Raw genomic sequence first — 11,005 nt, 5'->3', positions numbered from 1 at the left:
AGTGATAAGCCGTAAGATATAGTTTATAATATTTGCTATTTCATTTTCAATGCATAACGAGGTGTAATATGAAACCTTTTAAACTGACTCGCCTGGAAATGGCCAAACTGATGTATGCTTTAAAAGGACAGCTTGATATCAGTCCGCTGACAATCCTGCTGAGATCAGCCAATGTGTCGAGCGATGAAGCGGAAAACGATCTCGACATTCCCGAATTCATCAGCCGGTATGAACGAAAAAAACAAAAAACGGAACATGGACTTTCCACAAATGAAATTGTTGAGCTCGGCAATTTATGCGAACTGACTTCTTTAAAGTCAACGGCCATCCAAAATTGGATCAAACGCGATATTAAAGATTTGATGGGGCATCCGGAGCTCGGCAAAAAATATTCCATTGACCAAGCCGTTATCCTTCTTATTGTACGAGATTTAAAATCGGTTTATGACTTTGAAACGATTCGCCCTATTTTAAAAACGGTATTTAATACGATAACAGACCGTTCTGACGACGTTGTCAGCCCGCTCCGTTTTTATGAAGGTTATGCACAGGTGCTTGATCATGTATATCGGATCAAAGATTATACGCTCAAAGAATCGGCGCTGGAAACGATCGTCATTGAGCAGACCGAACAGCTTCGGACATTTTATAAAGAGCTTGCCGATCCTGAATGGAAAAAAGCAAGAGACATCACAGCTGTCACTGTGCTGTCCGTTATCGCCTCGCATATACAGACAACGGCTCAGGCTATGATCGATAACGTATTCAGCAAATATGACATGAAATAATTTTCGTTTTATGACACGCCCGGCTTATATTAAGCCGGGCGCTCTTTATACGAGCTTCAACAATTGCCAGCATAAAAATCTTCTGTCCATTTCAAACTAAACAAGCAGTACATTAGAGAAAAAGGAGTTGAGAATACATGACAAGAACAAACAAACTGGTTGTTCCTGGGGCTGAGCAGGCATTAGACCAATTCAAACTCGAAATTGCTCAAGAATTCGGCGTCCAGCTCGGATCAGATTCAGTCGCTCGCTCGAATGGATCTGTAGGCGGGGAAATGACAAAACGTCTTGTACAGCAGGCACAAGCACAGATGAATGGACAGACTGACAAATAGATGGATTCTGAATTATTCGCCGGGACTGCTCGGCGGATATTCTTGATTTAAGTGTTCAGATGGCTTTTTCTCCTTTTGAAAAGGAGATTTTTTTTGATGTTCGGCATCGGAACCTCTTTGTTTCCCTTCATCGGTCTGCTGACTTTCCTTGTCATTTTCATTATTTTCTTGAGGGTTTTGATTTTTGGGGGTCGTTGTCTCCTCTTCTTGCTTAGTATCCTGATCAGATTCCATCTGATCTTGATTTGAAGATTGATCGCCGTTTGGCTGATCTTTTGTATCGGATTCTTCGTTATCCGTATTTTCTTGCGGCTGATCTTCTTCTTTTACAGCCTTTTCTTTTTGATCCTCTTCTGTGTCTTCATTTTGATCGTCTTTATTATCTTCCTGTTCATCATCCGGGGTTTGATCTTCCAATTCATTTTCATGCGTGCGGATATAACGGCCTGTTGACATTCCTTCCTTCTGCGCCTTTGCACGCGTATCCATGTCTGATTCCACCGATTTCAATTTGTAATCCCGTTTTTCATACCTTTTCTTTACATCATCAATTTCACTTTTTACCGTTGTTTTATATGTATCATCGTCGTTATTTTCATAAACGGTTGCAATCAAAACTTCTTTTGAATTTTTGACATACCCTTGCTTGTCGCTGTCTTCCACGATTTCGCTGATCACTTCTTTAATGTCTGAATTCTCCCAATTTTCTATACTGTCCAGCAAGTCTTTTCCATCCTGATTCAGCGGGACCAAATCGACGACTTCGCAGTTTTTGTTGAGCGTCAATTCAAAGCTGGGATTGATGTCTATCGTCATATAAGCATATGCTTTGTTGTTAAAAACATCAGGGATGATCATAAAAGCGAACAGCATGATCGCTGCGATTGAAATTACGCCGGCTTTCAGCGGACGGAGCGAAAGCAGATCAAAAAAGCCCGCGCGCCTTCTTGCCATTCTGGTCTCCGCAGGAAAGGCAATCTCCTGACCGATTTCATAATCTTCCTCTGTGTTTTTGGTTTTTAAAAATTGTCCGTCAGGGGTAAGCAATGTGACGAATTTTTTATTTTTTTCTACAATAATCCCTCTTCTCATGAGTTGAGCACCCCTTTTAGATAATCTTTAAGGTATACATAATCACCCGTTATAATAATGACCATAGCGATGATATATTTGCGGTTTCTCTCTACCGTCTTTCTGCTTACAGCCACCAGTTTCTCAAGCTGTTTCACAGGCAGCTGCTTCTTTTGAAAGAGAATCTCTTTTAATTCTTCATGTTCGACAAGCGTATACGCCACCTTAATGGCATTTTGCCTGGCGTCTATATGCTTAGGAGAATGCTCCAGCAAATCAGAAAAAGATAGGCCGAAGCTTTTCAGACTGTCTTTAAAATGGAAAATCTCCTCCCGCCTCTGTTCCTGTTCGAGCTGGCGGTTGAATTCGTGAATGGAAAGTTCCGCTTCAATCATGCTTTGAGATGATTCCTGCTCTTCCCCTTCTTGTAAATCCATATTGATATTTTGGGCGTTTCTTGCTTCTTTTCTTATATAGTCAATCACTTTGCGTTTAATAATCAGTTCTGCAAATGCAAGCAGAGAATTTCCTTTTTCGGAAGAATATTTTTCAATGGCTTCATTAAACGCAATCAAGCCGATGCTGAATTCGTCATCTTTTTCATCAATATATCGTTTGCACACAGATGAAACCGTTTTAGCCACAAAAGGCTTATATTGCTCTATAAGCTCGTTTTGCAACTGCTGATTTCCTTTTTGTATGCTGATTACAGACTCTTCTAATGTCGGTTTCTTTTTTCCTGTCTTAAACAAAAGGCTAAGCACTGGTTTCACCTCAGTTCCTCCCTATACTACTCATTTATGATAGCTAATTTGATAGGGATTCGCAAAGGAGAAAACAAGGAATTCATTTCTAATTTTTCAATTATGACATTGATTTGTTTTATCTTCTAGAACAATTCGTTGTTTCCCTGATGATTAAGGGGGTTTTCCTGCTGTTTTTGTAACATCTCTGTTATTAAAATGAAATGTTATTTCGTTTTATATCGACAAAAGCCGGCAAATGTCCGCATAAAAAAACCGCCGGCAACGCCGGCAGCTTGGGTGGGCCCTATTCTTGCGCAGCCCCTTTTTCTTGTTTTTTCGGATTTGTCATGAACCATCCGCCGAGTGCGATGGCAATCAGCACCGCCCAGAAGATGAACTTCCATGTGCCTGAATGAATAAAATGTTCAGATACGATATGAATTTGCGGGTGTGCAAGCGTGTAGAGCGTCAGTTTGACACCGACCCAGCCGACAATGATGAAAGCCGCTGTTTCCAGGCTCGGACGTTTCTTCAGCAAATTCACAAAAGCACTTGCAGCAAAACGCATAATAATAAGGCCAATGATGCCGCCGGCTAAGATGACCAGAAACTGGCCGCCGTCAATCCCTCCGATCTGCGGCATGTTTGTCGCAGGGAGTGTAACAGCAAGCGCCACAGCTGCTAAAATGGAGTCAACCGCAAAGGCGATATCCGCCAATTCCACTTTAATAACAGTCGGCCAAAAACCGCTTTTCTTTGTTTCTTTGACTTTTTCGTCTTTTTTCAGAACATGGGTTTTTAAAATGTGATGGATTGAAATGTAAAGCAGATAGAGCGCTCCAATCGCTTGTACCTGCCAGACGTTGACGAGGAAAGAGATCGCAAACAGGGCTCCGAACCTCATCACAAACGCGCCGGCCAATCCGTAGAAGAGCGCTTTTTTTCTTTCTTTCTCAGGCAAGTGTTTAACCATGACCGCCATGACGAGTGCATTGTCCGCAGCCAAAATGCCTTCCAGCCCGACTAAAATGAGAAGAACCCAACCATATTCAAGTAACAATGCTGCATCCATTTTATAACTCCTCCTATGTGATTGTCTCTTTCTCTTATTCCCGCTAATGCGGCAGGGTATTTTCAGAAAGCAAAAAAGACCTCTGCCAACATTAGGCAAAGGTCTTGCTAGACATGGTTATCATTGATTAAAACATGCCAACAAAGCCGATGGATGAAAATCCATGAACTGACGACTTTGTTTCCGGATGTAAATCCGGACGCTACTCCCCTTTGGGATAAAAGAAAATATTGAATTATAAGATAATATTAACCTCCGGGCCGTCAGCTGTCAATCCTTATTTTTATTTAAAAAGGACGAAACGCTTTGCGCTTTCATCTTGCTTCGCCTGTTTTTCAGAAAGAGATACAAAACAAACAAGACGACAATTCCGATCCCGATCGGAAGAAGGTACCTGTCCAGAAGGCTGCCGACCGCGCTCCAATTTTCACCGAGGTAAAAGCCTAAATAGACGTAAACAAACGTAATCGGTGTAATGGCCAGAAATGTATAAATGCAAAATACCCACACATTCATCTTTGCAAGCCCGCAGGGAATCGAAATCAGTGTTCTGATTCCTGGGATAAACCGGCCGCTGAACGCAACAAAACCGCCATGTTTTTCAAAAAAGCGGTCAGACTTCTCAAGCGCTTCAGGCTTGAGAAAAAAATACTTGCCGTACCGTTCTAAAAACGGCCGCCCCCCATATCTGCCCAGCCAATAAAGCGTCAGCGGTCCGACAACACCGCCCACAGAACCCGCCGCGACGACTCCCAAAAGGGACATGTCACCTTGATACACCCAGTACCCCGCAAGCGGAAGAACGATTTCAGCCGGCACGAATTCTATACATAGCGCGAGAAAAATGCCAAAATACGAGAGGCTTTTAAACGCCTCTGCCATTGATAAAATAAACGCTTCGATATCGATCACAACCTTTAACGATTGATAATTTCAAGTTCTAAAGAACGTACAAAAATGATTTTAACACATTTCGAGAAAATTGAAGAGAAAAACGATAAAGGCCCTTCCTAAAAAACAGCAGGAGAACATTGCTCATTGGCGAATATCATGATATGTAGTATAATTCACAAACTATACCGCTATTTTTCAGCGCTATTACCGCTTTTTCATCAAATGGTTCGTTGCACGGCAGTCAAGCCTTTAACAGCAAAGTATATATGATTTAAATTCGACATCCTCAGTAAAAAGGCGGAGAAAAAAGTGACAGAAGTTATTGGCGAATATAATAAATGGCTGATTATATTATCCTATATCACTGCGGTTTTGGCAGCTTACACGGCCCTCGATCTATCCGAACGGGTCGTTCACACAAAAGGATGGAAAAACAAAGGATGGCTGTTCACAGGCTCACTGACAATGGGCCTTGGCATTTGGTCCATGCATTTTATCGGCATGGAGGCGATGGAATCCATATCAATCGTTTACAACCCCGTTCTTTACGGCGCGTCTTTCGCGATTGCCATTACAGCATCCTTCGCCGCCTTGAAGCTGTCGTTTGTCCTCGCGAAAAAAACCGGTTCATCCAGGATACTATCCATAAAAATCGGCAGCGCGTTTTTAATGGGCGGCGCCATTTCTGGAATGCACTATACGGGAATGGCAGCAGCAACATTATATAAGAATGGCAGCCGGGATGCCGGCCATCCAGAAATGGATACCGTTGAGCTCGGCATCGTCATCGTGCTGATCACCCTTATGCTCCAAGGTCTCATGATTTTGGGAGCCTTTACCGACAAACGCTTGCTCATTCAAGCCGAAAAAGTCAAAGATAATGAAGAACGGTTTCAGTCCCTGATCAAGCATAATATTGATCCAATTTATGTTTTCTCCCTTGAAGGGGACATGCTTTTCGCTAATTCTTCGGGATACAGCCTCCTAAATCAAATGCGAATTGAACCAATACAATTTTCCTCTGTCTTGTGCCAAGAAGATCACGAAAAACTTCTCAGCTGGTTCCTTCAGGTCAAAAGCGAAAAAAAAGCAATCAACCGCGATACCCAAATCACGGCATCAAATGTACGGTTCGACTTGAATCTGACGCTCATACCGGTTTATGTCAGACAGGAGCTGGACAGTATATATGTCATCTGCAAAGATATGACGAAGCAGCGTGAAGCAGAACGGAAAATTCGCAGAATGGCGCATTATGACGCATTGACAGATCTGCCGAACAGAAGATATGCAGTCGAGCATTTGGCAAATGTGCTGAATGACAAGCATTCAGGTACAGCTGTTTTATTTTTAGATCTCAATCGTTTCAAAATCTTTAATGATGCCCTTGGCCATAACATCGGAGATCGGCTTTTGATAGAGGCTTCCAAACGGCTGGCGAAATGTATGCCTGATCAAGGGTTTATTGCGCGTTTGGGCGGTGATGAATTTATTATCATTACACCGGCATATCAGATTGATGAGCTGTCCGAGCAATTGATCAGGCAGTTTGAATCTGTATTTCGCATTAAAGATCATCGCCTTAAAACATCTGTCAGCATCGGAATCGCGGTCTCTCCAGCCGATGGAACTGACGGCGAAGAACTCATGAAAAAAGCTGATATGGCCATGTACGCCGCAAAAGATAAAAATAGAAGCAGATATCAATATTTTTCTTCTTCAATCGGCAAACAGAGCGAGCTTTCTTTAAAAGATGAAACCGAATGAAGAGAAGCCCTGTTCATAACGCTTATTTTACCGCAGATCAGCTGCTCTTCCGAAAACTGATCCGGCTGAAAACGCCTGACGGAACACTTCTCCAAGCAGAAGAATTCATCGGCTTGGCCGCAGATCCTGGCTTATGATCGGAATTGGCGACTGGCTGATTGACGCAGCCTGCCGCCAGGCTACAGCGGCAGGCCGATAATCATCTCAACCCTTTCCCCCAGCTGTTTCAGACAGAACGATCGATCACAGTTTTTGAAAACAGCCTTAAAAAATACCGGCTCCCACCCGGGCAATTGCGGCTGCAGTGACGGAGAATATTCTCATGGATCATTTGAACTGCCCGGCTGGCAATCTTGAATTTTTGCATCAGCTCGGCATCTGCATCCGTGTCGATCATTTTGGAGCAGGCAGATTTTCAATAAGCATTCTTGAAAAGAACTAAAATTGACCAATCCTTCATTTAAGAGATTCATACCGATTCAAAGTCTAAACAAATCGCAGCGCGATCATATCCTTGGGCTGCGGGCTTTCATTGAATATTGCAGCTAAGGAGTAGAAACCGCCATACAGGAAGAATGTTGATGTGCAAAAGGTTGTAATGATTTGTCCCCTCACAGCAGCTGAAACAGAACAGCTTCTGTTTGAACGGAACGGAAAAAGCGTTCAGGTTTAACGCCTGAATGCTTTTTTTGTTGGCTGAATCCATAAGTTGCTACTCATGAAACAATCTGTACAGAGGCATCATGAAAAGAAAAGGAGTTGAACCGAACCGATGCATACGATGTGGAAAGGCTCAATCAGCTTTGGTCTTGTTAACATCCCGATTAAACTGTTTGCAGCAACAGAAGACAAAGACATTAAATTGCGGTCTCTTCATAAAGAATGCCGCTCTCCCATTCAATATGAAAAAAAATGCTCAAACTGTCATCAGGAAGTCGCTCCTGACGACATTGTCAAAGGATATGAATATGTAAAAGGCAAATATGTCGTTTTAACAGACGACGAGCTGAAGCAGCTCAAAGAAGAGCAGGAAGATAAGTCGGTTGAAATTGTTGACTTTGTGCAGCTGAAAGAAATCGATCCCATATATTTTAACCGCTCTTATTTCGTCGGACCCGGAGATAACGGGGTAAAAGCATACACCCTTCTGCGCGAAGCGCTCAGAAAAACGGAAAAAATCGGGATTGCCCATATGACGATTCGTTCTAAAAAACAGCTCGCCATTCTTCGGGTATATGAAAACTGTATTTTGATGGAGTCCATCCACTACCCTGATGAAGTGCGCAATGCCGCACACGTTCCCGGTGTACCGGAAGCAACAGAGGTGAACCAAAAGGAACTGCAAACAGCCATTTCTTTGATTGATGAACTGACAACGACATTTGCCCCTGAACAATATGAGGATACGTACAGACTGGCAGTGATGGATAAAATCAAAGAAAAGATCGATCAAAATGAAGGCGTCACACCTGATGCAAATGCCGCGCCGCGCGAAGATGTCATCGATCTTGTGAGCGCTCTTCAAGCAAGCATCGAACGATCGAAAACGCCGCAAAAACAGGAGAAGAAGGCCAAAACAGCCGAGGCACAAGGAACAGTGGAGAAAAAACGGAAAACGACGCGAAAAAAAGCGACCGAGGCAAAATAAAAGATGGGACTAACGATGCAGCCCGTTCTTACAGCGGCTCCTCCTTCAGGAGGCAATTGGCGGTATGAAGCCAAATATGACGGATACCGGGCGCTTTTAAGCGTTTCCCGCACCGAGATTTCCTTGATCAGCAGAAACGGACAGCCCTTGGACAGCGTGTTTCCGGAAATAACTTCATATGTCAAAGAAAAGCTTGCCGGCCTTGAAAAACACCTCCCGATGACGCTTGACGGTGAAGTCGTATCTTTGACAAACCGATATCGTTCAAATTTTGAATATGTTCAAAAAAGGGGCTTGACTAAAAAAACCGACTTGATCGAGAAAGCGGCGGAACATAAACCGTGCCAATATCTAGCCTTTGATCTGCTGGCATATAAAGGGGAAAACATTTCTTCACTGCCTTATTCAGAACGGAAACAGAAGCTTTTTGAGTTGCTGAAATGCCTCGGCCTCCCCTTGGCTCCCGATCCAATTTTAACTGAACGGATTCAATATATCCCTGAAACGCGGGACTTTCACTCTCTCTGGGATTCAGTAAAAAGACTTGACGGAGAAGGAATTGTTGCGAAGAAAAAAGACAGCCGCTGGATGGAAAACAAAAAAACCGCAGAATGGCTCAAGCTTAAAAACTACAAAAAAGCCACCGTGTTTATGACAGGCTATAATATGACAAACGGCTATGTTACGATAGCTGTTTTTGACCGCGGTCAAATCAAAGAAATGGGATCAGTCTCACACGGACTTGAGGAACAGGAAAGAAACGCGATTCTCGCCATCGTAAAAGAACATGGAACCGAAATAAAGACCGGCGAATATACAATCGATCCTTCCATTTGCCTGACAGTGAATTATTTGACGATCCATCATGGAACATTGCGGGAGGTTTCGTTTGAATCATTTGAATTCGATGTGGCATGGGAAGACTGCACATACACGCGGCTGCTGCTGCACTCCAGAAATGTCCACCCTGATTTGCAACTGACAAGCCTTGATAAAGTGATCTTTCCCAAAAACGGCAAAACAAAAGCCGATTATATCAGCTACTTAAATGAAATCGGCGATTTTCTGCTTCCTTTTTTAGAAAACCGGGCACTCACAGTTATTCGCTATCCCCATGGGTCCGGCGGAGAATCTTTTTTTCAAAAAAACAAACCTGATTACGCTCCCGAATTTATTACATCTATAAAAGATGGAGAGCACGACCATATCATTTGTCAAGACTACTCTGTTTTATTGTGGCTTGCCAATCAGCTGGCACTGGAATTTCATATTCCTTTTCAAACAGCTGATACAGTTCATCCGACTGAAATCGTATTTGATCTTGATCCGCCTTCACAATCGGAATTTCCCCTTGCCGTCCGCGCGGCGGAGGAGCTGCGCCGGTTATTTGAACAGCTGGGCCTCGCTTCTTTTCCCAAGCTGTCGGGAAATAAAGGGATTCAGATTTATATACCGATTTCAAAAAATGCGTTTACCTATGAAGACACACGTTCTTTCACAAGCTTTGCCGCATCCTATTGCGTCTCGCTTTTTCCGGATTTGTTCACAACGGAACGCCTCATTAAAAACAGGGGCGGAAAGCTTTATATTGACTATGTCCAGCATGCTCCCGGTAAAACGATCATCTGCCCCTACTCCACAAGGGGAAATGCGTTTGGCACAGTAGCCGCACCGCTGTTTTGGACTGAAGTCAACTCAAGCCTGTCTCCCGCTGATTTTACAATGGAGGCTGTCGTCCAGCGGACAAAAGAACTGGGTTGTCCTTTCGAACGCTTTTTCAGACAGCCCCAAGACAAACAGATCAAAGCTATTCTCGAACACTTAAAAGAAAGCGGCCGTTCGGTTTAGCGAAACAAAAGGTGCTGGCTGTGAATTCCGGCTTTTTTCAGCAGGGCCATCAGCTGCTCTTGTTCTTCTTTTGTCAAACCTGAAAAAGCCCGCGCGATTCTTAAAGAGTGAATCGGATAAATCTCATCGAGATAAGCCCTTCCCCTCTCCGTCAAGTTCGCGTAAACAGACCGCTTATCTTTCGGGTCTTGCTCTCGTTTGATGAAACCGTTTTTTTCTAATTTGTCAATCACATACGTTACGTTCCCGCTTACAAGGAGCAGCCTGGAGCCGATTTGCTGCAGTTTTTGGGCTCCCCTTGTATACAAAAGCTCCAATACAGCAAATTCTGTCGGGTTAAAACCATGTTCCTTACTGTCCCGAATACTATGTTCAGATACGCTTTTAAAAGCCCTGGCAAAAACCTTGTACAATGACATAGCACGGTGAACTTCTTCCTCATTAAACGAAAGTCTCATATCATCTACCTCTTATACTATTTTCTTAATGAACCCAGGAAAATGAAAACCCTTACAAATACGAAAAAGTAAGGTCATTATTTTCCTATATTCTATATGTATATATTTTCGTTATACGAAAGAAAACTCCTGCTTATTTTTTTTAAGATATGAAAAAGAAGCCCGCATTTTTCAAAATGGCTTATTTTGAAAACGGGCGGGCTTTATGTTTTTGAAAAAAATAAAAATATTCGTTTCTGAGCTCTGTAATCGTCATCCTCTGTAAATGTTCCTGATGATAGACGCCAAGGGAAATCAGTTTTTTCGAATAGTGATTTCTCTCTTTTTCCAATGCGTTTTTTAATAATTTGCTCATAGCTTCTCCCTTCCTTTGTGTAT

12 protein-coding genes and 1 riboswitch are annotated in these 11,005 nt (G+C 42.9%); of the genes, 6 read left to right on the top strand and 6 right to left on the bottom strand.

Annotated features, from left to right (window positions below):
- Positions 1 to 68: 68 nt before the first annotated feature.
- Together BTA30_RS21860 and BTA30_RS21855 are read left to right on the top strand one after the other, a co-directional pair.
- Entirely contained in the window at positions 69 to 788 is a 720-nt protein-coding gene (locus tag BTA30_RS21860; protein WP_076764110.1) for a DUF1836 domain-containing protein, read from the top strand.
- A 137-nt stretch (positions 789 to 925) separates the two neighbouring features.
- Positions 926 to 1,123 carry an alpha/beta-type small acid-soluble spore protein gene (locus BTA30_RS21855; RefSeq protein ID WP_076764108.1) on the top strand — a complete coding sequence of 66 codons (198 nt, stop codon included), beginning with the start codon at positions 926 to 928 and terminating at the stop codon, positions 1,121 to 1,123.
- A gap of 12 nt (positions 1,124 to 1,135) precedes the next feature.
- Here BTA30_RS21855 and BTA30_RS21850 read toward each other — a convergent pair whose 3' ends face one another.
- The 4 genes from BTA30_RS21850 to BTA30_RS21835 all read right to left on the bottom strand — a co-directional run bounded on the left by BTA30_RS21850 (position 1,136) and on the right by BTA30_RS21835 (position 4,924).
- The gene (locus tag BTA30_RS21850; RefSeq protein WP_076764105.1) at positions 1,136 to 2,215 is read right to left on the bottom strand and encodes an anti-sigma factor domain-containing protein; all 1,080 of its coding nucleotides are present in this window, start codon (positions 2,213 to 2,215) and stop codon (positions 1,136 to 1,138) included.
- The gene (sigI, locus tag BTA30_RS21845; RefSeq protein WP_076764103.1) at positions 2,212 to 2,967 is read right to left on the bottom strand and encodes an RNA polymerase sigma factor SigI; all 756 of its coding nucleotides are present in this window, start codon (positions 2,965 to 2,967) and stop codon (positions 2,212 to 2,214) included. The genes BTA30_RS21850 and sigI overlap by 4 nt, the downstream gene beginning before the upstream one ends.
- A gap of 277 nt (positions 2,968 to 3,244) precedes the next feature.
- Positions 3,245 to 4,012 carry a TerC family protein gene (locus BTA30_RS21840; protein ID WP_076764100.1) on the bottom strand — a complete coding sequence of 256 codons (768 nt, stop codon included), beginning with the start codon at positions 4,010 to 4,012 and terminating at the stop codon, positions 3,245 to 3,247.
- A gap of 50 nt (positions 4,013 to 4,062) precedes the next feature.
- Positions 4,063 to 4,235, bottom strand: a riboswitch (yybP-ykoY riboswitch).
- Positions 4,236 to 4,282: 47 nt separating this feature from the next.
- The gene (locus BTA30_RS21835) at positions 4,283 to 4,924 is read right to left on the bottom strand and encodes a DedA family protein (RefSeq protein WP_076764097.1); all 642 of its coding nucleotides are present in this window, start codon (positions 4,922 to 4,924) and stop codon (positions 4,283 to 4,285) included.
- A gap of 291 nt (positions 4,925 to 5,215) precedes the next feature.
- On the opposite strand from BTA30_RS21835, the gene BTA30_RS21830 reads away from it, so the two are divergent.
- The 4 genes from BTA30_RS21830 (at position 5,216) to BTA30_RS21820 (ending at position 10,169) form a co-directional block, all read left to right on the top strand.
- Positions 5,216 to 6,673, top strand: a complete 1,458-nt coding sequence (locus BTA30_RS21830) for a diguanylate cyclase domain-containing protein (RefSeq protein ID WP_076764094.1) — start codon at positions 5,216 to 5,218, stop codon at positions 6,671 to 6,673.
- Positions 6,670 to 6,810 carry a hypothetical protein gene (locus BTA30_RS23250; RefSeq protein WP_158027685.1) on the top strand — a complete coding sequence of 47 codons (141 nt, stop codon included), beginning with the start codon at positions 6,670 to 6,672 and terminating at the stop codon, positions 6,808 to 6,810. The genes BTA30_RS21830 and BTA30_RS23250 overlap by 4 nt, the downstream gene beginning before the upstream one ends.
- Positions 6,811 to 7,445: 635 nt before the next feature.
- Positions 7,446 to 8,321: a non-homologous end joining protein Ku gene (ku, locus tag BTA30_RS21825; RefSeq protein ID WP_076764092.1), complete on the top strand. Its 876-nt coding sequence runs from the start codon at positions 7,446 to 7,448 to the stop codon at positions 8,319 to 8,321.
- Between the two features lie 3 nt (positions 8,322 to 8,324).
- On the top strand, positions 8,325 to 10,169 hold the full coding sequence (locus tag BTA30_RS21820; RefSeq protein WP_076764090.1) for a DNA ligase D: 1,845 nt from the start codon (positions 8,325 to 8,327) through the stop codon (positions 10,167 to 10,169).
- Here the strand turns inward: BTA30_RS21820 and BTA30_RS21815 are convergent.
- Together BTA30_RS21815 and fbpA are read right to left on the bottom strand one after the other, a co-directional pair.
- Positions 10,166 to 10,627, bottom strand: a complete 462-nt coding sequence (locus tag BTA30_RS21815) for a MarR family winged helix-turn-helix transcriptional regulator (protein ID WP_076764088.1) — start codon at positions 10,625 to 10,627, stop codon at positions 10,166 to 10,168. The two genes, BTA30_RS21820 and BTA30_RS21815, sit on opposite strands and share 4 nt — an antisense overlap.
- 181 nt (positions 10,628 to 10,808) lie before the next feature.
- On the bottom strand, positions 10,809 to 10,982 hold the full coding sequence (gene fbpA / locus BTA30_RS21810) for a Fur-regulated basic protein FbpA (RefSeq protein ID WP_076762357.1): 174 nt from the start codon (positions 10,980 to 10,982) through the stop codon (positions 10,809 to 10,811).
- Between the last annotated feature and the right edge of the window lie 23 nt (positions 10,983 to 11,005).

Source organism: Bacillus swezeyi, assembly GCF_001969815.1.
In the GTDB taxonomy this organism is placed as follows: domain Bacteria; phylum Bacillota; class Bacilli; order Bacillales; family Bacillaceae; genus Bacillus; species Bacillus swezeyi.
The sequence above is the reverse complement of the archived record's forward strand: the minus strand, read 5'-3'. Positions and strand labels throughout refer to the sequence as shown.